The organism is Celerinatantimonas sediminis, assembly GCF_046054195.1.
In the GTDB taxonomy this organism is placed as follows: domain Bacteria; phylum Pseudomonadota; class Gammaproteobacteria; order Enterobacterales; family Celerinatantimonadaceae; genus Celerinatantimonas.
The window spans coordinates 1-24,965 of sequence record NZ_JBEQCS010000017.1 but is presented as its reverse complement, the minus strand read 5'-3'; the positions used below and the strand labels follow the sequence as shown (position 1 = coordinate 24,965).

Sequence of the window (24,965 nt, the reverse complement as noted above, 5' to 3'; positions counted from 1 at the left end):
GCTAACCCATCTTATTATTGATATAAAACTCAATAAAAGGTAAAAAAGATGCGTTCATTAACGTCATCCATGATCCCTGCGATCATCTCGCTGCTGCCCGTTGTCGCCATTGCCCAACCGATTAACGTTCAACTTGCCATGAATTACCAAAATCAGGATGTCAGCCATTATCTCATCAGTGAAAAATATGATGGCATCCGTGCTTATTGGGATGGAAAACAGCTCTGGACTCGCCACGGTAATCCGATTAATGCACCCAAAAGTTTTATCCAAAATTTTCCCGACCAGCCTTTAGATGGCGAACTCTGGATTGATTTTGGCCATTTCAGTGATATGGAAGGATTGGTTCAACAGCAAACGAGCACCGACAAACAATGGCAAAACGTTCATTATATGGTGTTTGATTTGCCATCAGATAAGTCTCCATTTGCGATACGCTACCAGCATTTGCAAAACCTACTGGCACAAAGCACACAAGCTCAGCTGCAACTGGTTAAACAGTTCAGCGTCAAAAATGAACAACTGCTTTTATCCCAGCTCGACAAAGTGGTTGCTCATCAAGGTGAAGGACTCGTGTTACATCGCAAAGATGCACTCTATATTGGTGGGCGCAGTGGTCATCTGTTAAAGGTAAAACCCTATCAAGACGATGAAGCGGTGGTGATTGGCTATCGTGATGGCCATGGCAAATACAAAGGGTTAGTCGGTGCCTTAAAAGTAAAAATGGCCGATGGCACTACCTTTGCTATCGGCAGTGGCCTAACAGATGAGTTGCGCGTTAATCCACCAGAGGTTGGCTCAATGATCACCTTTCGCTATAACGGGCTGACCAACCACGACATTCCGCGCTTTGCTCGCTTTGTCAGAATGTATCATCGTTTATAAAAGAATAATTAAAACTCAAATAGATAGCTTGCTCTGTCATTGGATAGACTTACCAATCAGATATAATTAGGATATCTGATGAGTTAAACCATAGGAGCATTATGTTACGGCCTTTAATTCAACAGCTATTTAATCAGCCGCCCAAGGCGACTTTATACCACTACACTACCTTTTCTGGACTGCTTGGAATTGTGCGTAGTCAGGTCTTATGGGCAAGCGATGTGCGCTATATGAATGATGCGGCGGAGTTGCATCACACCTTAGACTTGCTCACCGATGCCATTCAAGACCGAATCATTGGTGGCGAAGCAAAAGCGCCATTGCTGGCCCATTTTGGTCAGTGGATTAACGAGCGTCTGAACCAAGGACACATGCTTTTTGCCGCATCATTTAGAGCCAACGGCAATTTACTCAGTCAGTGGCGCGGTTACAGCAGTGTCGGCAAAGGCGTCAGTTTAGGGTTCCATCCACAGCATATTAGCCAGTGGGCGAAAGACCAGCACTTTGAGATTGGTCGCTGTATTTATGATACCTATCGCCAAACTCAGTTAGTGCAACAAGCCATTGATTCGGTTTGTCAGATTAATCTACCTGAAGATGAACTGTTTGCCGCAGTAGAAACAGATTTATTGCGCCTTGCAGTCTTACTAAAACATCCATCATTTCGCGAAGAAGATGAATGGCGAGTGATCTTACCCATTACCCATCAGGAGCTTGACCCACGAGTTAAATTTCGCGAAGGGACATACATGCTCAAACCTTACACAGAGTTTGGCTTACAATGTGCTTCCCAACCGATGGCCTTAGAACATGTTTATCTTGGACCGACACCGGATTCAACCTTATCCATCAATTCGCTTCGATTATTCTTTCGCCAACATCAAATGATGCCTGCACGCGGAATTGAAGATAGCCAAATCCCTTACCGAGCTTGTTAGATATTGTGAAGTAGAAAAGTGAGGATTAACCCGGCAAACACGCTTGCCTTGCCGGGTCAAATCAGCGTTAAGCACCAAAGAAGCTGTGAACAACCCATAACCAGAATGGCCATGCGAGCAGGCTAAGCCAGCAACTCATCAAAATGGCAGAGCTAACTGTTGGCGCATCGCCACCATTACCGCGCACCACTACATACGCATTAATTCCAACCGGACAACTTGCCATAACCACCAGCACGGCGGTGACATGAGAGGGCAGAGCAAAAACAAAGTGACTGAGTAGCAACACAAACAATGGCAACATCACAAGCTTTGCAGCAAGAATCAAAAACATCCGCCATTTGCCCTGCTTAAAGCTAATATCAGCAAGGGAGGCACCCATGACAATCAGCGCACATGGCAATGCAGCTCGAGCGGCCATGTTTAATGTGCCCATGACAACTTTTGGCAATGGAATATTAATAAGATTAGCAGCAAGACCCAGCATCAAACTAATTACAATTGGATTTTTCAGCGGTTTAAGTAACACCTTAAGCTGCGTTTTACCTTCGGTTCCCAAAGAGTCAGCAAAGTAATACAAAGAAAAGAGTACCAGACTATGAAATGCCACAATTGGGAATAGATATGAAAGTGCCTGTTCACCAAACAGATTACTGACAACTGGCGTACCCACATAGACTAGGTTGGAAAAAGCGCCAGCCAAAGCAATCGGCGCGCGGTCTTTTTCTTTGCGTTGCACAAAATATAAAAACCAGAATACGGATATCAGCGCGATATAAAATGATAACAAAATCCCCCAAGACTGATGTCCTGGTAATCCGTGGCGATACATCCCCAGAAACAACAAACAAGGGACCAATACCCTGGCAGTTAACGCGTTAACCCCTTTAGGCCATCCTGCTGGCAGGTAACGGTTACTTTTAGCTAATCCCCAACCGATGATCGCCAAAGCAAATAATGGCACGATAAGCGGCAAAATAGACACAACAACTCCTTTAGAATCATACAACGAAAATGACAGCTAACCGGCTCCGCCACTTAGCTGACATTCATGAATCTGAGATAAAACATATCGCCATTGACTGCTATTCAAGCAGCTCAAAAGATACCGATGGTGACAAGCAACCCAAGGGTTGTTAAAACCGAACTAATCTACGAGCGATTGGGCTAATAAGGCCCGGTAAAAAGCTGCAACTGTTTTACTGTCGAGAACCTCCCCAATCCGAATTTGCTCAGTTAAATCAACTTGATTTAACCGCAGCGTCTGAATAATTTCGTCTTCATCAGGATTAGTCGGAACGACAGATAAGTCTTGAGCAATAAACAAATGTTGCACCTCATTGCAAAATCCAGGTGCAGGTAACATGGTTCCTAGATTTTGCCAATGCTGTGCCGCTAAACCCACCTCTTCAGCTAACTCGCGTTTGGCACATTCAAGCGGGTCTTCCCCATGCTCCATCGTGCCGGCCGGAAACTCAAGTAACCAGCGATTCACCGCTGCCCGATACTGCCTTTCAAGCACAAATTCGCCCTGAGCTCCAATTGGAACGATCACCACCGCACCGGGGTGTTCCATACGAGTCACTTCACGCTCAAGCCCATCAGGATAACGTTGCACATTTTTACTGATGGTAAAATGGCTCCAAGTGAATAATTTTTCACCACTCATAAGGCAAAGTCCTTAGCGAAAACTTGAACAGGTCATAAGTTTAACGGTTAGCTACTATAACGGTTCATTTCGGTGCCGACTAGCCCAATTTGTCGACATTTTTTATTTAGTGCAAATTGCAGTCTGGCCGTTTTTGCATCTTAAGATGAAACCACTCGCCACTGAGTCCATCGAAACTACTAAACCGGCCAACAGCCGCTGACTCGATTTGGCAAATAAGTTTAATGCACTCAAGGGCCTGCATGGATCCAATGATGCCCACCAGCGGTCCTAACACTCCGGCGGTCGAACAATTGAGTACGGCATCATTTGCTTTAGGGAACAAACAGCGATAACACGGGCTATTATCATCTCGAAAATCAAACACCATCAATTGACCGTCAAAAGCAACAGCGGCACCGCTGACCAAGGGCACTTTGAGTTTTTGACAAGCATCACTTAACGCATAACGGGTTTGAATATTATCAGAGCAATCAAGCACCACATCCGCCTGCATAACTTCCATCTGTAAAACATCGCCACTCAAACGCCGCTGCACTGGGCGAATATGAATATCATGATTAAGCGCAAGCAACCGCTCTCGAGCTGCATGGACTTTGCTCTGGCCTAGCTGCTCTTCACTGTAGGCAATTTGCCGCTGCAGGTTTGATTCACTAACCTTGTCATCGTCCGCCAGCACAAGTTTACCAACCCCAGCAGCAGCTAAATACAATCCGGCGGGGGCACCGAGTCCCCCCATACCCACAATTAGAACAGATGCATTGGCTAATTTAAGCTGACCGGCTTCACCGACCTGTGCCAATAACAGATGGCGGCTATAACGCTTAAGTTGTGCATCGGTTAACTGTGCGTCGCCCATTGCTCTACTCCCCTGTAATATTCTTAAATTTAGCGATGGTTTGTTGATAGTCATCGCTTTGGCTAAGCGCACTAATCAGCGCTATACCATCGGCTCCAGCTTGCATGACTTGGCTTGCATTATTAACAGTAATGCCACCAATCGCCACAACTGGACAATCTTCAACCAACTGACAAAGCTGACTAAATCGCACTAAACCAAGTTCATCAGCTGGCATCGCTTTACTCTGGGTCGCAAAAACCTGCCCCATGGCGACATAGCTAGGTTTTAGTGACAACGCTCGAAGCAGCTCATATTCACCATGGCTACTCACTCCAAGCCGCACGCCTGCCTTGGCAATCGCTTTTAAATCGACCTGATTGGCGCTGATATCTTCCTGACCAAGATGAACGCCATAAGCACCCGCTTCAATAGCTAACTGCCAGTAATCATTAATAAATAGCTGCGCGCGATATTGTTTTGCCAATTGCACACTGCGTTGGATGCAGTGCACAAGCGCGGTTTTATCCATCGCTTTAATACGCAATTGTAACGTGCGAACCCCTGAGCGCAAAAGCTTCTCGACCCATTCGTAACTATCCACAATCGGATAAAATCCGATTTTGTAATCAAGCCGCGCAAATGATGCTTGCCCAGCGATAGGCCACTGACAAAGCGCGCCGTAACTTCGACCAATTTCGGTTTGCGCTGATTCCACAACGGGATAATCGTCCAACTTTTCGGCTCGCCCCCAATGGGCAACGGCGCCTGGCAGTGAATCTTGACCAACAGCTAAGCGCAAACCTCGGCTGATATAGGCTTTGCCTGCTATCAGCGCATCAAATAGTGAATAGCCATGGGCGAGCATTGCGCCAATAGCTGACGATAAACTACAACCCGTACCATGGCTATGCGCGGTATCAATTCGCAGTGCAGATAAGACTAATTGGGTATCGGGATGACACAATACATCCACGCAACGCTTACCAAAAGCGCTATCGCCACCTTTGGCAAGCACCGCACAATGGCAGCGTTTAGCAAGGGCTTTAGCCGCCAGAACCATGCTCTGTGGCGAATCAATCTGGGTATCCGTTAGCATCGCCAGCTCTTTAATATTTGGAGTAATTAAATCAGCCTCAGCAAATAGCTGATCAAATCGGGCCGCTCGGCCAACATCCCCAAGATGATAGCCACTGGTGGTCACCAAAACCGGATCAATCACGATTTTAACAGCGCTTTGCTGCACTCTTAAGCGATGCAATGTTTGCGTTAGCACATCCACTTGCGCTAAATCGGCCAACATTCCGACTTTGATAGCCCGAGGCCGCAACATGGAAATCGCCTCCAGCTGAAGCTTAAAAAAATCAACCGAACAAGGCTCAACACCCAGCAGTTGCTGGGAGTTTTGAGCCGTAAGAGCGCTAATTACTACCGATGGAGTGACAGCGAAATCATGGGCGCTTAGCAGGTCAGCAACAATTCCAGCGCCGCCGCTAGAATCTTGACCGGCGATAATCCACATCAACGGTTTTTGCTTATTCATGCTCACCGCCTAACACTGTTGAGTGATAGATTTGACTGCCACCGTCTCGAAATTGTCGGGATTTTTCTGTAAGTCCTTGCGCCTTTTCAGCGCTTGAGGCAAGTTCTTTAACGGTAATGGCATCGCCAGCAAAATGAGTTGAGCGGATCTCTTGAGAGATTTTCATCGAACAAAATTTAGGGCCACACATTGAGCAAAAATGAGCAGTCCGAGCCGATTGCTGGGGCAGTGTTGCATCATGATAATCGCGAGCAGTCTCAGGGTCTAACGCCAGATTAAACTGATCTTCCCAACGAAACTCAAAACGAGCCAAACTCATGGCATTATCACGAATCTGCGCCCCCGGGTGGCCTTTGGCTAAATCAGCGGCGTGAGCGGCAATCTTGTAGGCAATCAGCCCTTGTTTCACATCATCTTTATCCGGCAGCCCTAAATGCTCTTTTGGTGTGACATAACAGAGCATCGCACAGCCATACCAACCAATCATCGCCGCGCCAATTCCAGAGGAAATATGATCGTATCCCGGAGAAATATCGGTTACCAGCGGACCCAGTGTATAAAAAGGGGCTTCATCGCAAAGCTCGAGCTGTTTGTCCATATTCTCTTTGATCAATTGCATCGGAATATGTCCTGGCCCTTCGATGATCACCTGGACATCATGTTGGCTGGCAATTTTAGCCAGCTCGCCAAGGGTTTTAAGCTCGGCAAACTGGGCTTTATCGTTCGCATCAGCTACCGACCCCGGACGCAAACCATCGCCGAGACTAAGGCTGACATCATAGCGCTGGCAGATCTGACAAATCTCAGCAAAGTGACTATAGATGAAGTTTTCCTGATGGTGCGCCAAACACCATTTGGCCATAATTGACCCACCACGAGAGACAATGCCCGTTACTCGTGAGGTTGTCAGTGGAATATGAGCTAAGAGCAAACCCGCGTGGATGGTAAAATAATCAACGCCTTGTTCGGCCTGCTCAATCAGCGTATCGCGAAACATTTTCCAGCTTAGATCTTCGGCAGCCCCATTGACCTTTTCTAGCGCTTGATACACCGGAACCGTTCCAATCGGCACGGCGCTATTGCGAATAATCCACTCGCGAGTTTCATGAATATGCCGGCCAGTGGATAAATCCATCACCGTATCAGCGCCCCAACGTGTCGCCCAAACGAGCTTTTCGACCTCCTCTTCAATAGACGAACTTACCGCCGAATTACCAATATTGGCGTTAACTTTCACCAAAAAATTACGTCCGATGATCATCGGTTCACTTTCTGGATGGTTGATATTAGCGGGAATAATCGCTCGCCCGCGGGCAACTTCTGAGCGGACAAATTCAGCACTAATAACCGATGGAATAGCAGCGCCAAAATCTTCCCCACGATGCTGCGCGCCAAGGACTTTGTCGCGAACTTTATCACGAGCACAGTTTTCGCGAATGGCAATATATTCCATTTCCGGCGTAATGATCCCTGCGCGAGCATAATGCAGTTGGGTGACCACTTGGCCGGATTTAGCGCAAAGGGGAAGAGCTTTGTTGGTAAAGCGAATAGCATCAAAACCTTGGTTCTCATCTCGCTCACGAGTGAAGGTTGAGCTTTGTTGCACAAGCTGCTCACTGTCGGCTCGCTCTTCAATCCACCGCTGCCGGATTTTGGGTAATCCTTTGCGCACATCTACCTTCGCATCTACATCGCCATAGCTTGCCGAAGTATCATAGACGCACACCGCATCATTGGGCCGCGATCCTTTATCGCTTATCGTCGGGCTTAATGCTATCTGGCGCATTGCAACATTGAGATCGTCTCTGGAGCCGCGTACGTAGATTCTTTTGGAATTGACAAAGGTCTGCCCTTGCAAGTTATGGATAAACTGCTCAGCAGATTGGCGTTGTTTTCTTTGATTCATGACATGGCCTCGAATAGTTGAAAAAGAGGCTTGTCGGGGAGTATCGACAGGAGAAATAGCGCTATTAGAAAACTGACAAACACACTATTTTCACACTTGTTCCCTTCGCAGGCATTACCCTGATCAGGTGATACGGATCCGCTAAAAGATCATTATAGTTTTAGCGTCTCAGCCTTATGGCACTCCGACAAGTAGTTCTTGGATGCTGGGTAGTGATGAAATATTCAGCTCAACCCAACCGTTTCTAGTATAAAAACTTTCCATCAAAGCTCAACCTCTATGTCACAACGCATTAGATAAGCATTGTTAAAAACCTGACAAAGCGGGCCTTACCCAACATTATTAAATCGAATTCAAACACCAAAATTAAAACTAAATTTAATTAAAATTCAAAAAGATAAAACCAAAACCTAAGAAATGAGAGCTCTGGTATATAACTTGCCGGAGTCTATTATTTACTCTGAAATCTTTGCGCGTAACGAGGCGATTGTGATGACTGATGCTGCAACTGTGATTCCTGAAACAGAGATGGGTACGCCGATTTTTAAACCTGATGCACTGAACCTAGTGGCATCGGTACCCTGTCCGATCAAAGTGAAATTCAAAATGGTTCTTGAGGCATTTATTGACCAATACAATGCCAGCCATGACACCCCCATTTATTGCCCTTCCATTATGGATGGTATTCCACATGGATTAGAAGAAACCCTGCGTTCGGTCGATGACCCACAATATCTTCCTGACTTGTGGTTAAGCACCAGCATGCGGACCGCGTTAACTCAGCCTTTTCGCAAAAACTTTATCGACTCAGGTGTACTGCAAGGCATCAACTCTGACTTAAGTGAATTTCCCCAACCATTTAAAGATGCCGGAGAAAAGTACAATCTAGGCTTTTTTGCGTTCGGTAATTGGTCACTGTTATGTGATTTAAGCGTTAAAGATGCAGCTCCCTATCCACGGACTTGGGATGACCTTCTTCAAGAGCAATACCACGGACAGATAGCAATTCACGGTTGTCATGGGGAAGTTGGAGCCATGACACTATTGCAGGTTTTACTCGAAAAATACTCGGATGAAGGCATTCGCAAACTCGCTCACAATATCGGTGGGGTTCGCCATTTTTCCAAACTGATTAAAGCGGTTGATTCCAACGACAAAGAGCGTGTTGCCTACAATATTTTACCCAATGCTGCGATTAACCAGCTGCCATCGCGCAAACGTGCGGCCATCGTAGAGCTTGAAGATGGGCCATTGCTCACGCCAATGACGCTCTTTGCCAAAAAAAGCAAACTTGCTGAACTTCAACCTATCATTGAATTTTTAAAAGGCCCTAAAGCTGCCCAAGTTTTTCATGTTGGTGGGTTTATTGAACCGGCCATGATGGATTGGGCGGAACCATTCACATTTCCAAGCTGGGAAAGTTTGCTAAATAACGATCACGCCAAAATGACAGAGCATCTCAATAACACATTTATTGACGCCCTTGCACCTGGATTAATGACGGTATAACTATGAAATTAATCACTGTTTCTGGACCTCCATCATCGGGGAAAACCTCAGTTCTGACGCATGTTATCGAACAGATGAGACAGACTGAAAAAGTGGGGGTGGTTAAATTTGATTGCTTATCCAGCGAAGATGATAAGCAATATGCTGCGCTTGGAATTCCGGTAAAAGTCGGATTATCCGGCAATCTCTGCCCAGATCATTACTTTGTCAGCAATATTGAAGATTGTCTGCAATGGGGCATCAGTGAGCAGCTTTCGGTGCTATTTACTGAAAGTGCCGGGCTGTGCAACCGCTGTTCGCCGCACATTCGCAAAGTATTAGCCGTATGTGTCATTGATAATTTAATGGGGCTGAAAACGCCGAAAAAAATCGGGCCAATGCTGCGCTTAGCCGATATTGTCGTCATCACCAAGGGCGATATTGTCTCGCAGGCAGAGCGCGAAGTGTTTGCTTATCAAGTTCGCCGAGCAAACAGCAAAGCCAAAATTCTGCAGGTTAATGGGATCACCGGCCAAGGCGCCTTTGAGCTGGCAAGACTGCTTGGTGCAGCGGATGAAACAGCTACCGTCAGTGGTGGCAAATTACGTTTTGCTATGCCAGCGGCACTTTGTTCCTATTGTCTTGGGGAAACGCGGATTGGCGATGACTTTCAGCTTGGCAATATTAAAAAAATTAAGGTTGGTTCATGAGTGATATCACGCAGCCCTGGCGGCAATTTTCTCTAAACGAGTTATTTTTAGAATTTCCCGCCATTGGCGATGAGTTCGAGCAACTGCAACTTCCAGCAGCTGTTCACACCTTGACGTTTAGCCAGTACCTTGCACAGCTCGATAGTAATGACTTAGATGAGTTGGGATTCACTCGCGAGCAGCTTGATGAACATTTTGCCACATTGATTCATGATTTAAACGAGCCTCAGACACCTGAAATTTATGCAATTGACTCGCTAACGATTTGCCCCGGCCATGACAAACATAATGTTCCAGAGCAAGTTCGTCTTGAGTTAAAGCCGGGCTCAGTCACTAGTATTGTCGGCCCCACTGGCTCAGGGAAAAGTCGTTTACTTGCCGATATTGAATGGCTCGCACAAGGGGACACCCCGACCGGGCGAACTATTTTAATCAACGGAGAATTACCCGACCCAGAACTGCGATTTTCTCTGGAGCATAAACTGGTTGCCCAACTTTCGCAAAATATGAACTTTGTGATGGATACCTCAGTGGCCGAGTTTATTGCGCTGCATGCCCAAAGCCGCCACCAAGATCATCCGCATCTAGTCGATACTATTTTGCAGCAGGCCAATCTATTAGCTGGTGAACCGTTTGGTAAAGATGCGCCAATCACCGGTTTGTCAGGCGGCCAATCGCGCGCCTTGATGATTGCAGATACCGCTTTTTTAAGCGCCTCACCCGTGGTACTGATTGATGAAGTTGAAAATGCCGGGATTGACCGCCAGCAAGCGATACAACTGTTAATTCGTAATGAAAAGATAGTACTGATTGCGACCCATGATCCGCTCTTAGCCCTGATGGCAGAACAGCGACTAGTGATTCGCAATGGTGGCATTGCTCAATGCCGGGTTACCAGCGCAATTGAGCAAGAACAACTGGGTAAATTACAGGCCATGGATGAGCAAATCCAAAGCCTGCGCGAACATCTACGCCAAGGTGAAGAGATAACTGAATTACCGCAGCTTGGTTAAAGCGGATACATACTCATTAACAATCCGGCAGAGAGTGTGACGTTTGCGAGCAAAGAGAGTTTTGCTGTGGTTTTTAGCAATCCATCTAAGATTTGTGGATCTTGGCTGCGATAAACCGTCCACCCTGATTTCACCAGTGGAATTGCCGCCAATAAAACTAAATACCCCGCGTAACCATGCACTTCACTGACAAAAATAATGAATGCCACCAGCGCCCCAACAACCAATAGCTGGTGGTAAATTCGTGCTAAATGCGCCCCTAAACGTACCGCTAATGTGTGTTTACCTGCCGCTTTATCCGGCTCTAAGTCACGAATATTATTGATATTCAAAACAGCGGCTGAAAGCAAACCACTGGCAATAGCAGGCAACCAGACCGAGCGCTCAAGTGCTCCTGTATGCAGATAGTAACTGCCAGCAACACCCAGCAGACCAAAAAATAAAAAGACGCTTACATCACCAAACCCGCGATAACCATAGGGCATTTTTCCCATGGTGTAAGTGATAGCTGCAATCACCGCCGCAATTCCAAGGCCGATAAAACACGCCCAAGCGCGCCAGTTATCCCCCAAGCTCACGGTCAATAACGCCAAACCAGAAATGACTGCGAGCACAGCACAGACCATCACAGCTTTTTTTACACTCGCGGCGCTTAGCGCCCCTGACTGAATCGCGCGCGCCGGACCGACTCGCGATTCATTATCTGTCCCATGGACCGCATCACCATAGTCATTGGCAAAATTAGATAAAATCTGCAACAGCAATGCTGTGATCATCGATAAGATAAACACGCTGGTTTTAAAACCATGATGATAGGCTGCCAAGGCACTGCCCAATATAATCGATGCGGTTGCCAGCGGCAGCGTCCGCAAGCGCATCGCTTCAATCCAAGCTGAAATAGCCATAACCCCCACCTTTGTGATCGTCGAAATTTGTTTTGCATCAAATAGCTTACAGATCCTTCTGTTAAGCTTTGCTCTCATCGACAAGAGCGTCGCCATTGCCATCATAGAGGATCTTAGTTGTGTTAATGATTGATCCAAAACAACTTGACCGTGCAATCTGGGGTAAACAAGAAAATAAACTGCCAAGCGCACAATCCATAAAGTTTCCAGTAAAAGTAAACTCTGCCTTGGGCTGGTTAGCTGCGCAGTCGCATATCAATAAAGGTTATTGGCGCTCTCGTGATGGTGAAAAAGTATGTTATTTGGGCTCTTTAGTAAAAATAGAGGCCTTAAGTGATATTTCTAACTATTTAGAGCAATATCCACAGAGCCGATTTTATGGCGGTTTAGCGTTTGATAAAACCCAACCGCAATGGCCCGGATTTTCACCATGTCAGTTTGTTCTGCCACAGATAGAGCTGCGAATTAACGCCGATGAGCAATGGCTCTATATTAATAATTGGCAACAAATGAGCGCAAAGCAGCGCATAGCGACGTTAAAGAGCCTAAAACCAGAAACTCATTTACACTGGCATCCCCCTGTATTTGAGCAAACGTCTCAATACCCATCAAAGCTCAAGTGGGATGCACTGATAAGCGCGGTAACTGCCCCAAATGCGCTTAAAACCTGTCCCAAAGTGGTACTTGCCAGACAAAGTAGCTATCAAGCGGATAAAAGCTTTAACTCGCTCTCACTACTTGATCAATGGCAGCAACTGCAGCCAAATAACTATGCTTTTTATATTACAGGCCAACACCACAATAGCTTTTTTGGCGTGCCACCAGAGCGACTCTATCAGCGCTTGGGGCAGGAGCTTGCAACAGAGGCATTAGCGGGCACAGGCAAATCCAGCGCGCAAAATCAAGCCCGCGAAAAGCTTGGCTTAGACCTGCTGCATGATGTTAAAAACAATCATGAAAACCAGTTTGTGGCAGATGCTATCCATCAGGCATTAGCTAATATTAGCCATCATATTCAAACTGACCCGATGCAACTCATTGAGCAGCGCCACCTGCAGCACCTGTGTCAAAAAATCACCGCTCAGTTAAATACTCAAACCAGCGATGCTGATTTACTTCAAGCGCTACATCCAACACCCGCTGTTGCAGGTTTTCCAAGAACGCTCGCACAACAATACTTAGCCAAGAACGAGCCGTTTGTGCGGGGTTGGTATGCTGGTGCAGTTGGATTTATTAGCCGCGACCAAAGTGAATTTACCGTTGCCATTCGCAGCGCTTATCAAGACCACCAGCAACTCTCTGTTTATGCAGGAGCTGGCATTATTCAAGGTTCCAATGCTCAAAGCGAGTGGCAGGAACTTGCCCGAAAAAGCGCGACCATCCAAGGATTATTAAATGTTTAACCCCATTAGTGACAATCTCAATTTACTTTGGGCCCGATTGTTAATCGAAGAGTGTTCCCGCTTAAATATTCAAGATGTCTGCATCGCGCCAGGCTCACGCAATGCACCGTTAACGATGGCCTGTGCCGCCCACGAAAAACTGCGCTGTCACACCCATTTTGATGAGCGTGGCTTAGGATACATGGCGCTAGGGATGGCTAAAGCAACGCAGCGGCCAGTGCTGGTAATTTGTACATCTGGGACAGCCGTTGCTAACCTTTATCCGGCATTTATTGAAGCGGCACAAACAGGGGTTTTACTCCTTATTGCCTGTGCTGATAGGCCTGATGAGCTTGTTAATTGTGGCGCCAATCAGGCAATCACTCAGCCTGGTCTATTTGCCCATTACCCAGTGGCAGAGCTTTCTCTACCCGCACCCACCGAGCACTTCCCGGTGCGAGCCTTACTTGGCAAACTGGATGACTTAGTTGCGCAGATGCACGCCCAACAAGGGCCTGCGCTGTTAAACTGTCCTTTTCGGGAACCTTTTTACCCGCAAGGCCAATCTGTTGATTTTTCGCCCTATTTAGCAAGTATTCAATCTTGGCTAAACCACGACAAAGCACTTAGCTATGTTAGCCCAGCGCTGACGAGCTGTGATTTGGCGCCTTGCTGGCCGCCGTCAAGACAGACCAAAGTAGTGCTCATTTTAGGCGCAATGGCGCCAAGCCAAGCAAACGCCGTATTAAGTTGGGCACAAGAAACGGGCTGGCCAATTCTCGCTGATGTGCAATCACACGTAACTGGAAATAGCCAGGTGATAAGTGGCGTTGATTTGTTGCTTCGTCATACGCCATTCGATTCAAGCCAATTTGATCTCATCATCCAATTTGGTGGCCGCTTGGTTAGTAAAGCCCTCGGGCAGTGGCTTGCCAAGCAGACTGGGGAATATTATCAGATTGAGCCGCAAGGCCAGCGCCTTGATCCGAACTGGCAAACCACTCGGCGCTTTAATATTGATGCCAAAAGCTGGATTAACGCCCACCCAGCACCTGCCTATCAACGTGAAGATGCTAAGCTTTGGCAACAAGCGCAGCAACAGTTACCCATGCCACAAGGCGATGATGAGCTGGCAATGGTTGCAACACTTGCCCCGCTCATTCCAGCGGACAGTTCTGTGATGTTGGGCAATAGCCTCGCTATTCGCCATATGCAGATGGTTGCCCATCGAATGCCTAAAACACTCAACATTTACACCAACCGAGGCTGCTCAGGCATTGATGGACTGCTAGCAAGTGGCTGCGGCATAGCACAATACGCCAAGGTGACCACGGTGTTATTGGGCGATACGTCACTATTGCACGATCTCAATTCGCTAGCGCTTGCAAAAACTATCACCACTACTTTCATAATTTGCGTGATAAATAACGACGGAGGCGGTATCTTTGATCTATTGCCAGTACCAAAACAAAATCATCTGGCACGGGATTATTACCAGCTGCCCCATGGCATTGGATTTCAGGCAGCGGCTGTACAATTTGGGATAAAGTATAAAAAAATTATTGATACCATGACTTTGTGTACAGCGTATAAAGAAGCGTTACAACAAGGTGGGACGCATTTGTTGGAAATATCAAGTGAGCCAGGGGCGGCCAGCAAAGCAATCCACCAATTAGGAGAACAGGTGCGTGAACTCTCTTCACTTTAGCGTCAAAGGGTCCAAGACTAATCCAGCACTGGTTTTTCTGCATGGTTTTATGGGCAACAGTAATGATTGGGGATACATCACTTCAGCGTTAAGTGAGCAATACTATTGCATTAGTGTCGATTTACCGGGCCATGGTATGAGCCAGGCACTTAAACCCGACATTCGCCATGGCTTTCGCCAAGTGCATCGCCTATTAGAACACACCCTCAAACATTTAGGTGTACGTGAATATTCGCTCGTCGGTTACAGCTTAGGGGGGCGATTAGCCGCTTTTCATGCCAGTTTAAAACCTAAAGGGCTCAAAGCGCTCATTTTAGAATCCGCTCATCCAGGCCTTGATGATGACGCGCAAAAAACAGCGCGACTCAACCATGATGAAAAATGGGCGATACGGCTTCGCCAAGAACCATTCGAACAGGTGCTGCAAGACTGGTATCAACAACCTATTTTTGCCAATTTAAGCGAGTTGGAACGCCAACATCAAATAGAGATTAAGCGCCAATATGATCCCAAACCATTAGGCGCCATGCTTGAAGCCACCAGTTTAGCGCGCCAGATTGATCTGAGTGACAAGCTAGTCAAACTGGAGTTACCTATTGCATTAGTGGTCGGCAGTGAAGATACCAAATTTGCGACCATTGCCGAGGAGTTGTTAGGCAAGCTAAGACAAGGGCGGCGCTATCAAATTGCTGGGGCAGGCCACAATACTCATGTAGCCAAACCCGATCAGTTTATTGAGATTGTCCGTAAATTTTTAGCAGAGTCTCAACAGGCTAATAAATAACATCTGGCGGCATAGGTAAGGCGATTAATTGATGGATATCAATTACCTTTTAAGCGATTACTGTCAGGCTTAAGCCCTCGACGTAATCTCAAGAGGTTTGTATGCCAATCTATACATCAGAGGATCTTAATGCTCCAGTCCAATGGCAGGATGTCAGCGGCGATTATCAAGATATCCGTTATCATAAATCAGCCTGTGGAATTGCCAAAATAACCATTAATCGGCCACAGGTTCGCAATGCTTTTCGCCCACAAACCGTCAAGGAGATGATTCATGCGTTAAGCGATGCTCGCTACGATTCTAAAGTTGGCGTGGTCGTTTTTACAGGCGAAGGGGATTTAGCCTTTTGTAGTGGTGGCGATCAAAAAATCCGTGGTGATAGTGGCTATAAAGACGACAGCGGCGTGCACCATCTCAATGTTTTAGACTTGCAGCGTGATATTCGCACTTGCCCGAAACCTGTCGTGGCAATGGTCGCTGGTTTTGCCATCGGCGGTGGACACGTTTTACATATGATGTGTGATCTAACCATCGCTGCGGATAACGCTAAATTTGGGCAAACGGGTCCACGAGTCGGCTCATTTGATGGCGGCTGGGGTGCCAGTTACATGGCTCGTTTAGTTGGCCAGAAAAAAGCTCGCGAAATTTGGTTCTTGTGCCGCCAATACGATGCGCAACAAGCACTCGAGATGGGGCTAGTCAACACCGTCGTTCCTTTGGCTGAACTTGAAAAAGAAACCGTAAAATGGTGCCGTGAAATGTTGCGTAATAGTCCGATGGCACTGCGCTGTTTAAAAGCTGCACTCAATGCGGACTGCGATGGTCAATCAGGTCTTCAAGAACTAGCCGGTAATGCCACGATGTTGTTCTATATGACAGATGAAGGTCAAGAAGGCCGTAATGCCTTTAACGAACACCGAGCACCTGACTTTACTCGTTTTACTCGTAACCCATAGACTGTTTTATGCATCACTGGCAGGTAAAAATCTGGTTATATCGCCAACCGTGGCATTGCCCATGGGATAGTCGTCAAACTGTTCGCCGCGGGCTCTATCTACAACTGCAACATCCAGAGGGTGATTGCAGTTGGGGCGAAATAGCTCCCCTGCCAGGATTTAGTCAGCATACCCTTGGGCAAAGCTGGCAGCAGTTGCGCGATTTTCTAGACCATCACGACTTCGATACGCTGACTTGCGCCGCCACCTGTTGGGGGATTCAATCTGCAAAAGAGGCACTTCGCCAAGCAAAACTCGATACCTTAGAACAGCGGTATCCATTGTTGCAAGGTGATGACAGTTCTATTTTAAGCTATCTTGAAAAGTGGGCTGGCTCGTTAAAGCTTGCCAAATTAAAAGTAGCAAGGCGAGCATTAAGCGATGATATTTCACTTATCAGGCATCTTAATCGACGTTACCCGCAACTGATGCTGCGCCTCGATGCCAATGGCCGCTGGAGCTATCAGCAAACACTCTGTTTTTTAAATCAGATCAATACCGCCAATCTTGCGTATTTAGAACAGCCCTGCAATCAATTATCAGACTGCTTAAAACTTGCTAAAGCTCATTTTCCAATCGCTCTGGATGAATCGCTCCAGCAACAATGTGTCGATGAAGCAACGCTGGTTAATTTTCACACATTGGTGCTCAAACCAATGCTACTTGGCAAAAATACCGCTTATTATTTAGATCTTGCGAAGAAGCTTAAAATTAAGCTGAGCATCAGCTCGAGCTTTGAAAGTCAGTTAGGGCTATTACAGCTCAAGAGCCTCGCCAATCAATATGACGACCATCATCCAGGCCTCGATACCTTGCATTACTTATTAGCAAAACCTGCTACTCGGCTTATTTATTTTCGTAAATTTACGGCCAATCCACTGCTTTATTGATCCATTTAAAAAATATCTTTAACTATCATCGGCATACTTCGTCTATCTATTGCTTAAGTTGTATGCCCGCATGTCGACGACCACTACCTCACCATTATTAATTCAGTTACGGGAAAACCCGCTCGCCCCTTTTATCTATATGCCAGAGCAAACCATTAGCTATGAAATGGTAGCTCACTGGGTAAGCTCCATCATCTTTCAGCTACAACAAGCAGATATTCCACACGAAAGTCGAATTGGCTGGATTGAGGACAATCCGTTACATAGCGTGCTATTGCAACTTGCGTGCTTACACGGCAACTGGATTTATTGTGCTATCAGTCCCCATCTTCGCGGGCAAGCATTGCATCAAGCGCTGCAAACCATTCATGCAGATGTGATGATAAGCTCAAGCTACCTAGACAACGGCGATACACTTTCACTCAGCTGGCAATATCAGCCAACTGAAATTTGTCTTCAGCCGCGTTGTGATTTTGACCAATGGGTTGATATGGTACTGACCTCTGGCAGCAGCGGAGAACCCAAGGCTGTCATTCATAGTTGGCAAAATCTTTATTACAGTGCCACTGGTAGCAATACGCTGATAGAGCTTAATAAAGGCGACTGTTGGCTGGCATCACTGCCGCTATTTCATGTCGGAGGACAAGCCTTAATCTATCGAGCTCTACTCAGTGGTGCTAGCATCGCCCTTGGCTTTGAGTCGCTCGAAAAAGCACTTGATAACTTCCCGATTACGCATCTATCCGTCGTTCCAACGCAGCTCTATCGCTTACTTAAGCTAGAAACATTTCACAGCAATACCCTGCAGTTAAAACATATTCTGATTGGCGGTGGCCCATGCAACGAGATGCAGTTGCAAATGACGTTAAAAAGAGGATTTATCGCGTATATGAGTTATGGCAGCTCAGAGATGAGCTCGCAAGTCGCGACTCGAATTGTGGGTCAAGGCCAAGGGGCCGGTACACTGTTGCCCTACCGCGAACTTAAAATTCATCACAATGAAGTGCTACTCAAAGGAATGACACTCTCTCCTGGGTATTTCAAAGCAGGTCAGTTTTTTCCACTCACCGATGAACAAGGATGGTTCCACAGCGGGGATTGTGGCGATTACATTAACGATCAGCTAATGATCAATGGCCGGTTAGACCAAATGTTCATTTGTGGAGGGGAAAATATACAACCAGAAGAAATTGAAATGGCGCTGTTAAACCATCCGCAAATCTTAGCCGCAACAGTGGTTGCAATAACAGATGAAGAATATGGCAAACGCCCCGTTGCATTTATTAAAAGCAACGATGCGCTAACTCGAGCGAGTTTGGATAATTTTCTAAAACCGAAGCTTTCGGCTTTTAAACGGCCTGTCTACTACTTTGAACAGCCTAAACAGGCCGGATTAAAAGTTCAAAGAACGCAACTTATTCGTTGGTTGAATCAGCTAACTGACTATTCCAGCGTTGAAATTCAGTGATAGAAATCCATCCCTGTTGATAAGCATGGGACAGTGCACTACGTGATAATTCCTGATCAGATTCTTTCTCTTGGATGATGAATTGACAGTCTGTATTAAAAAAACGCTCGCGAGCTTTGAGATAGCGATCAACAAAACCACTTTCAGCAAAACTTACTGCAGCAGAATGATTCACTTGCATAGCATTCCTCGACAAAAAGTAAACGCAATTTCAATAGAACACGTTTGTGCATATTGTGCAAGCATTTAACGAGGTTTCGTGCAATATAAACCCTCTGAGACAAAAAATAGCGATTATGGCCGAACAATTAGCGTTGTTGACCATAATACTTTTGCTCATTAGAGCAAAAAGCAAGTTGTTCAAAAGAGGGCTTAGCCCTCTCTTAGCACATGCTTAGCTGGCTTTGGCTTCTAACTGCTGGCGATACTCAACGATATCTTCAATCGATAGAACCACCATCTGATGTTGATTCGCAAAATCAACGATTTCAGGCAACCGGGCCATTGTCCCATCCGGGTTAGTGATCTCAGCTAAAATACCGTATGGTTTCAATCCTGCCAGACGCATCAAGTCAACAGTTCCTTCAGTATGACCACGACGCTCAAACACACCACCTTGATGTGCACGCAATGGAAATACATGGCCAGGACGAACCAAGTCAGTTGGCTGACAATCATCAGCAATTGCAGTTTTAATCGTAGTCACCCGATCGGCCGCTGAAACGCCCGTCGTAACGCCTTCTTTCGCTTCAATCGTCACAGCAAAAGCAGTCTGGTTATGGTTGGTGTTATGTTCCACCATCGGTGGCAGCTGCAGTTGAGTTAAACGCTCATCAGGCATACACAAACAGACAATGCCGCTACTTTCGCGGATCATCAATCCCATTTGGGCAGGTGTAATATGTTCAGCGCTATAAATTAAATCGCCTTCGTTTTCACGGTTTTCATCATCCACAACTAAGACGCCTTGCCCATCGCGCAAAGCACCAAGTGCTGTTTCAACCCGTTCAATAGCGTTACCAAAAGAAGCTAAGAGATTCTGACTCATGTTCATTCCTTCTTAAAAATAATTAGAGTCAGGGCACAAAGAGATAACGGCATCCGCCGCTAAGAAGCATTCTTAAAAAGAATTGCTCTGAGGTATATGTCTGTTTCTCTCCCATCCGGACTATAACCGTCGGCCTTGGGATCTCACCAAGTCTGCTGACCTTTATGCAACGCACAAAGCGCTCGCGGGCTCATTATCTATCGATACATTACCGCCGGTGGGGACTTTCACCCCGCCCTGAGAATATATGTTGTATTACCCAGCAATAGTAAGGCTATCAACGATTGCGCGCAAATGTTCTTTAGGTCTATTTGTTAGAAATCAAAAAAAGTATAAAAATCGATCATCTTAATTGCTAATGAGAATAATTTTTATTAAAATTTATTCGTGAATTAGAGCGAAGGTGATTAACGATGTTTGTATGTGTATGTCAGGGGATAACCGATACCCAAATCCGCCAGGCAGTCCAAGAAGGTAAAACCTCACTGGGTCAAGTGAGACAGCATCTTCATGTTGCACAACAATGTGGTCGATGTGGTCAAATGACAAAAATGATCATTAATCAGGAGCTGGAAAAATTAGCACAGCAAGCAGACTTTTACGAAGTTGCTTAAAGAGGTTCTATTTTTAATTCCCCTTCCTTAAATACTGCTTGGCTGGGCCCATATACTCGCTCACTGACGACTTCTTGCCCAGCCAGTTTAAAATGAACATTCGGGTGCATCTGCTTTTTAACAATAAATCGGCTATGGCTTAAATAAGCATCGATGGCCTTTTGGGTCTCCGCAATTTCGGTTTCAGCTTGTGCCATTAAAACGTGGTCGTGTTGAATAGTTGCCGCCACTTTACTTTGCATCTCAATCCGTTTCTCTTCATCTGGGATCTTCGCACTGGCAATTTGCACTTCCATTAGCTCATCAAGGCGAAACTGAATTTTTTCACAGCGCTGTTGCAAAGCTTTACGCCGCTCATACAATCGCTCGTATTCACCTTCAACTAATATATAGGTATGAGGCCCTGCTTCACTACCAGCAATTACGGTCTCTAACCGGTCGCCAATATTAAATTCGCCTCCTACCAGTAACCCCCGAAAGCCCTTTTCATCTCCAACATAAACACTTTGCAGCGAGCGCACTAAACAGTGGCTAAGCTCACGAGTGATATTGATGTCTTTACCCGCACTAAGCTGGCTATATTGAGCATTGCGGGCATGAATGCAGCCATCGGCTTTTAGCACACACGATATCTGTCCATTCGGGCGACGATGACCAATAATGCCCTTTTCAATTAAGATATCACCGCCGGATTTAAGATAAGCAGAATCCACGTAACCGAGGACATGAATGTCCCCTCGAGCAATAACTTTCATCTCTTCACGCACATCGCCACTAATAACAATTGAACCTGCAAACTCGATATGACCCGTGCCTACATTGACCTCTTTCATGGCCAACACTTCATCAACACGCATGCCGTGTTCGATTTCCATCGGCAACCCAACATCAGCGGCAATTAACAGATTGGGATCATCAGGAGAAATGAGAGTTCGCTCGCCAGCGACAAGGGCTGCGTCTTCACCAGAGATACTCGAAAGCACCTGCCCATAGACATCCTTACCATCTTTACCCTGAGTGTGTGGCAGCTTGCGCATCAGTTCATCACCAGCGCGCACCGAACACATCTGGCCAAGATCTCGCATATCTACGCGCTGATTATCAAGTGGTTGCGGTTGTAACAAACGCTCTTTAGGAGTGGAAACCAAGCGCTTAAAGCGTGCGTTATGGCCGTTTTCGGCAGGCCGACCGACGGCAATAATCTCCTCCATCCGAATGCCTGGCTCAGCTGCTGCTGCGGCTTTTAAGAAATGCAGTGTCCGCTGAGTTTGCAGTCCAAAACTAACTTTCGCTTCATGCAATTTATCGATAAGTTTCGGTAAACCGATATGTTTTCCACCTTGGGCAGTGATTAAAATAGCTTTAACGGTCATCCCATCATCGGCTATGGACAACTCCATTGACGCATCCAGACACTCACCAATGACAAATGGCACGCCCTGCGAGTGTCCATCTTGAGTGCGATTTACATATTCGACTAAATGTTGAACCGCTTTTTGATTGATACAACAATCGGCATAATCGGACAATGCCAATCCAGCCAATACTTCGTCTGGTGATAGGGGAGCAATAAGAGTGGAAGGCGTCAATCCGACGTGACGCTGGTCATCCATTAGAATGAAATCATCTGGTTTGATCATACGTACAACTGGAGCAAAAGCCATTAATATCGAATACCCACTACAGCAAAATTTATTAGCAATAGCAAATAGCTATGCTTCAATAAGTTAGCTGTATCATGTTTTCTAAAGCTATTTTTATAACGGCTTAAAGTCCTTTAACTTTAACTAATCCCAGAAAAATTATATATGTATATTTTTTAATCATTAGTAATTATTTAATTTTATTTAAATTTACTGTTGGATAGCTAAACTCATTGGCTTACACTATAGAGCAATTATTGAAACACTTTCATGGACTTTAAGTTATATGCCACTACTGTTACTCGTCACTGTTGTTTGGGCCTTTTCATTTAGCCTGATCGGGGTGTATCTGTCTGGTCAAGTTGATGCCTGGTTCTCGGTATGGATACGCATTGCACTGGCGACTTTGGTTTTTCTGCCATTTTTAAGATTCAAGAATCTGTCATTTCAACTAGCGGTGAAACTGATGCTAATCGGTGCCATTCAACTTGGGATGATGTATGGGTTTTATTACCAATCGTTTCTCTACCTATCCGTGCCCGCGGTGCTGCTGTTCACGGTCTTAACACCAATGTATGTCACATTGTTTAACGACTTGATGGATAAACATCTCAATTGGCAGTTCTTTATTACGGCATCGCTCGCCACAGTTGGAGCCATTGCGATTCGCTATCAGCATATCGATGGAAATTTTATTCGGGGGTTATTAATGGTTCAGGGAGCAAACATCAGCTTTGCTCTGGGCCAAGTTGCCTATAAACGTTTAGTTGAGAAGCAAGTTGCTCATATTCCACAAAAAAGCTTCTTTGGCTGGTTCTTTATTGGTGCCTTAATCGCGGCTAGTATTGGCTATTTACTGTGGGGACATTCCGATAAACTGCCGCAGACTTCCGTGCAATGGGGCATCTTAATCTATCTTGGAGTGATTGCCTCTGGCTGGGGATATTTCGCGTTCAACAAAGGGGCGACGCAAGTTAATGTCGGAGCATTAGCCATTATCAATAACCTGCTAATCCCTGCTGGGATTTTAGTAAACCTAGTGATTTGGAACCACAATGCAGATGTTTTACGATTAAGCATTGGTGGAATCATTATTCTCTTCGCTCTTGTAATCAATCAGAAACTCTCGAAGCTATTTACCAAAGCTTAAGGCTAAAATGAGGCTACTCAAGTAGTCTCACTGCTGTAACCAATCCGGTCGATGGCGCTTAGTCCAGCGAGCGAATTTCAATTTCTCTGCAATATAAAAATTTCGATAAGCCTGAACCACATCACCAGGAACTTTGTATGGCTCTGGCATAGCCTGAGCAAAATCAGTTAATCCAATATCTTCATAAAGATAGGTTTTTTGCTCAATCTCATCTAAAACGGCAATGGACTTATGGGGCACGCTCTTATTAAAACGATAGCAGTACTCACAATTAAGCTCGCGAGCAAGCGTTGCTAACCAAACAAAATTACCATAAGAGTGTTCAACCCATAAGACACAAGGGTGATGAACATGAGTTGATTGATAAGGGGTTATAAAGCCAATCTTATTTAAAGCTGTGCACAAGATCTGAACGCTTTCTAAAATCATTTTAACGACATGCTGATCGCAGTGATACTGCGCGCACTTTCTAATATCATTATCTAGAACAAAAATATTCATACAATTAGCAGATGTTAGGCGCAGTTGATCTTTTGTGATAAGTTTTCAGCAATCAAAAAGGATTTAGGCAAGACAAACACTCTGGCCAAAAAGAGCGTTGAACGCCAGATAAATCAGCCTTGCTATTCTGCGGGTCCAATTAAATTCAACCACCAGAGATCAACAGCCCCGAGTAAACCAATTGTATAACTATAGATGAAGCAAACGAGTTGTGAGTCTGTGCTATTACTCTTTTAGCGGTTTAACCAAGCTATCAAGCCCTTCAATCTTAAGCTCTAAACACAGCTGCATCAGTTGACCTAGTTCACCCTCAGGAAAACCTTTCTTCTCAAACCACAAGAGATACTCATCTGGAACATCAATTAAAACGCGACCCGCATACTTTCCAAACGGCATTTTGTATCGTGCTAATTTAACAAGATTCTCTTTGCTTAACATAAGTTGCGATGACTTTCATAAGGGTGAATGACTATGATTTTATCAGAATTAATGAACGAGAATGCAAACCACTGACCCGGATAAAGAAAAAGATAAATAGGAGTTTTGCTAAAGCTCTAACAAGCTAATCTTTCGGATAAAAAACTAAAATACGAAAGGCACTGCAGAACACAAAGACTAACAATCAATAAACAAGCATAATACGGAACAATTCATCCGTCATGGGAGCAAAGGTCGAGATAGAGATAAAGGTAGAAATAAAGGGATAGATGGGGCAAAGCAGTCAGCAAAAATCTGCCATCAAAAAGGAAACAACAGTGTGGAGTGCTAAATGACAGGCATAAAAAAACCCCGTCCATTTGGACAGGGTCTTGATTCGAAGCCTGGCAGTGACCTACTTTCACATGGGGAAACCCCACACTATCATCGGCGCTGTTGCGTTTCACGTC

General features: G+C 45.6%; 24 protein-coding genes and 2 riboswitches. Of the genes, 13 read left to right on the top strand and 11 right to left on the bottom strand.

Features of this window, described 5'->3' with window-relative positions; genetic code table 11:
- The first annotated feature begins 48 nt into the window (after nt 1-48).
- Together ABTQ23_RS16625 and ABTQ23_RS16620 are read left to right on the top strand one after the other, a co-directional pair.
- Nucleotides 49-885, top strand: coding sequence for a DNA ligase (locus tag ABTQ23_RS16625; protein ID WP_408616874.1), 837 nt, complete (start codon nt 49-51; stop codon nt 883-885).
- Nucleotides 886-986: 101 nt separating this feature from the next.
- Entirely contained in the window at nt 987-1,823 is an 837-nt protein-coding gene (locus tag ABTQ23_RS16620) for a DUF2971 domain-containing protein (protein WP_408616873.1), read from the top strand.
- A gap of 67 nt (nt 1,824-1,890) precedes the next feature.
- Here the strand turns inward: ABTQ23_RS16620 and ABTQ23_RS16615 are convergent, their stop codons facing one another.
- The 5 genes from ABTQ23_RS16615 to thiC all read right to left on the bottom strand — a co-directional run bounded on the left by ABTQ23_RS16615 (nt 1,891) and on the right by thiC (nt 7,779).
- Nucleotides 1,891-2,808, bottom strand: coding sequence for an AEC family transporter (locus tag ABTQ23_RS16615; protein WP_408616872.1), 918 nt, complete (start codon nt 2,806-2,808; stop codon nt 1,891-1,893).
- A gap of 162 nt (nt 2,809-2,970) precedes the next feature.
- A complete protein-coding gene (locus tag ABTQ23_RS16610) occupies nt 2,971-3,492 on the bottom strand; it encodes an NUDIX hydrolase (RefSeq protein ID WP_408616871.1) in 522 nt (173 codons plus the stop codon).
- 106 nt (nt 3,493-3,598) lie between these two features.
- On the bottom strand, nt 3,599-4,351 hold the full coding sequence (locus tag ABTQ23_RS16605; RefSeq protein ID WP_408616870.1) for a HesA/MoeB/ThiF family protein: 753 nt from the start codon (nt 4,349-4,351) through the stop codon (nt 3,599-3,601).
- Between the two features lie 4 nt (nt 4,352-4,355).
- Entirely contained in the window at nt 4,356-5,873 is a 1,518-nt protein-coding gene (thiE, locus tag ABTQ23_RS16600) for a thiamine phosphate synthase (protein ID WP_408616869.1), read from the bottom strand.
- Nucleotides 5,866-7,779, bottom strand: a complete 1,914-nt coding sequence (gene thiC / locus ABTQ23_RS16595) for a phosphomethylpyrimidine synthase ThiC (RefSeq protein ID WP_408616868.1) — start codon at nt 7,777-7,779, stop codon at nt 5,866-5,868. Before thiC ends, thiE begins: the two co-directional genes overlap by 8 nt.
- Before the next feature lie 83 nt (nt 7,780-7,862).
- A riboswitch (TPP riboswitch) is annotated at nt 7,863-7,976 on the bottom strand.
- Nucleotides 7,977-8,271: 295 nt separating this feature from the next.
- Between thiC and ABTQ23_RS16590 the strand changes: the two genes are divergently transcribed.
- Genes ABTQ23_RS16590 through ABTQ23_RS16580 form a run of 3 tightly spaced genes read left to right on the top strand, consistent with a single transcriptional unit; the run spans nt 8,272 to nt 10,990 of the window.
- Nucleotides 8,272-9,288: an ABC transporter substrate-binding protein gene (locus tag ABTQ23_RS16590; RefSeq protein ID WP_408616867.1), complete on the top strand. Its 1,017-nt coding sequence runs from the start codon at nt 8,272-8,274 to the stop codon at nt 9,286-9,288.
- Nucleotides 9,289-9,290: 2 nt separating this feature from the next.
- Nucleotides 9,291-9,977 carry a GTP-binding protein gene (locus ABTQ23_RS16585; RefSeq protein ID WP_408616866.1) on the top strand — a complete coding sequence of 229 codons (687 nt, stop codon included), beginning with the start codon at nt 9,291-9,293 and terminating at the stop codon, nt 9,975-9,977.
- On the top strand, nt 9,974-10,990 hold the full coding sequence (locus ABTQ23_RS16580; RefSeq protein ID WP_408616865.1) for an ATP-binding cassette domain-containing protein: 1,017 nt from the start codon (nt 9,974-9,976) through the stop codon (nt 10,988-10,990). Before ABTQ23_RS16585 ends, ABTQ23_RS16580 begins: the two co-directional genes overlap by 4 nt.
- Here ABTQ23_RS16580 and ABTQ23_RS16575 read toward each other — a convergent pair.
- Nucleotides 10,987-11,895: a 1,4-dihydroxy-2-naphthoate polyprenyltransferase gene (locus ABTQ23_RS16575; protein WP_408616864.1), complete on the bottom strand. Its 909-nt coding sequence runs from the start codon at nt 11,893-11,895 to the stop codon at nt 10,987-10,989. The two genes, ABTQ23_RS16580 and ABTQ23_RS16575, sit on opposite strands and share 4 nt — an antisense overlap.
- A gap of 125 nt (nt 11,896-12,020) precedes the next feature.
- Here ABTQ23_RS16575 and ABTQ23_RS16570 point away from each other — a divergent pair, with 125 nt between their 5' ends.
- The 6 genes from ABTQ23_RS16570 to menE all read left to right on the top strand — a co-directional run bounded on the left by ABTQ23_RS16570 (nt 12,021) and on the right by menE (nt 19,122).
- Nucleotides 12,021-13,298: an isochorismate synthase gene (locus tag ABTQ23_RS16570; RefSeq protein WP_408616953.1), complete on the top strand. Its 1,278-nt coding sequence runs from the start codon at nt 12,021-12,023 to the stop codon at nt 13,296-13,298.
- A complete protein-coding gene (gene menD, locus ABTQ23_RS16565) occupies nt 13,291-14,985 on the top strand; it encodes a 2-succinyl-5-enolpyruvyl-6-hydroxy-3-cyclohexene-1-carboxylic-acid synthase (protein WP_408616863.1) in 1,695 nt (564 codons plus the stop codon). Before ABTQ23_RS16570 ends, menD begins: the two co-directional genes overlap by 8 nt.
- Nucleotides 14,966-15,769: a 2-succinyl-6-hydroxy-2,4-cyclohexadiene-1-carboxylate synthase gene (menH, locus tag ABTQ23_RS16560; protein ID WP_408616862.1), complete on the top strand. Its 804-nt coding sequence runs from the start codon at nt 14,966-14,968 to the stop codon at nt 15,767-15,769. Before menD ends, menH begins: the two co-directional genes overlap by 20 nt.
- Before the next feature lie 101 nt (nt 15,770-15,870).
- Nucleotides 15,871-16,725 (top strand): 1,4-dihydroxy-2-naphthoyl-CoA synthase, encoded by an 855-nt coding sequence (gene menB, locus ABTQ23_RS16555; RefSeq protein ID WP_408616861.1) that lies wholly within the window; start codon nt 15,871-15,873, stop codon nt 16,723-16,725.
- A gap of 8 nt (nt 16,726-16,733) precedes the next feature.
- Nucleotides 16,734-17,654 carry an o-succinylbenzoate synthase gene (gene menC, locus ABTQ23_RS16550; protein WP_408616860.1) on the top strand — a complete coding sequence of 307 codons (921 nt, stop codon included), beginning with the start codon at nt 16,734-16,736 and terminating at the stop codon, nt 17,652-17,654.
- Nucleotides 17,655-17,724: 70 nt separating this feature from the next.
- Nucleotides 17,725-19,122, top strand: coding sequence for an o-succinylbenzoate--CoA ligase (menE, locus tag ABTQ23_RS16545; RefSeq protein ID WP_408616859.1), 1,398 nt, complete (start codon nt 17,725-17,727; stop codon nt 19,120-19,122).
- Here menE and ABTQ23_RS16540 read toward each other — a convergent pair.
- A complete protein-coding gene (locus ABTQ23_RS16540; protein WP_408616858.1) occupies nt 19,070-19,303 on the bottom strand; it encodes a hypothetical protein in 234 nt (77 codons plus the stop codon). The genes menE and ABTQ23_RS16540 overlap by 53 nt on opposite strands.
- Nucleotides 19,304-19,516: 213 nt before the next feature.
- On the bottom strand, nt 19,517-20,170 hold the full coding sequence (gene ribB, locus ABTQ23_RS16535; RefSeq protein ID WP_408616857.1) for a 3,4-dihydroxy-2-butanone-4-phosphate synthase: 654 nt from the start codon (nt 20,168-20,170) through the stop codon (nt 19,517-19,519).
- A gap of 99 nt (nt 20,171-20,269) precedes the next feature.
- Nucleotides 20,270-20,419, bottom strand: a riboswitch (FMN riboswitch).
- Between the two features lie 164 nt (nt 20,420-20,583).
- On the opposite strand from ribB, the gene ABTQ23_RS16530 reads away from it, so the two are divergent.
- Complete coding sequence (locus tag ABTQ23_RS16530) at nt 20,584-20,784, top strand: (2Fe-2S)-binding protein (protein WP_408616856.1); 201 nt, start codon at nt 20,584-20,586, stop codon at nt 20,782-20,784.
- Here the strand turns inward: ABTQ23_RS16530 and ABTQ23_RS16525 are convergent.
- The gene (locus tag ABTQ23_RS16525; RefSeq protein ID WP_408616855.1) at nt 20,781-22,424 is read right to left on the bottom strand and encodes a flagellar assembly protein A; all 1,644 of its coding nucleotides are present in this window, start codon (nt 22,422-22,424) and stop codon (nt 20,781-20,783) included. The genes ABTQ23_RS16530 and ABTQ23_RS16525 overlap by 4 nt on opposite strands.
- Nucleotides 22,425-22,713: 289 nt before the next feature.
- On the opposite strand from ABTQ23_RS16525, the gene ABTQ23_RS16520 reads away from it, so the two are divergent.
- The gene (locus ABTQ23_RS16520; protein WP_408616854.1) at nt 22,714-23,577 is read left to right on the top strand and encodes an EamA family transporter; all 864 of its coding nucleotides are present in this window, start codon (nt 22,714-22,716) and stop codon (nt 23,575-23,577) included.
- Nucleotides 23,578-23,604: 27 nt separating this feature from the next.
- Here ABTQ23_RS16520 and ABTQ23_RS16515 read toward each other — a convergent pair whose 3' ends face one another.
- A complete protein-coding gene (locus ABTQ23_RS16515; protein ID WP_408616853.1) occupies nt 23,605-24,078 on the bottom strand; it encodes a pyrimidine dimer DNA glycosylase/endonuclease V in 474 nt (157 codons plus the stop codon).
- Nucleotides 24,079-24,303: 225 nt separating this feature from the next.
- Nucleotides 24,304-24,516, bottom strand: a complete 213-nt coding sequence (locus tag ABTQ23_RS16510) for a DUF3820 family protein (protein WP_408616852.1) — start codon at nt 24,514-24,516, stop codon at nt 24,304-24,306.
- Between the last annotated feature and the right edge of the window lie 449 nt (nt 24,517-24,965).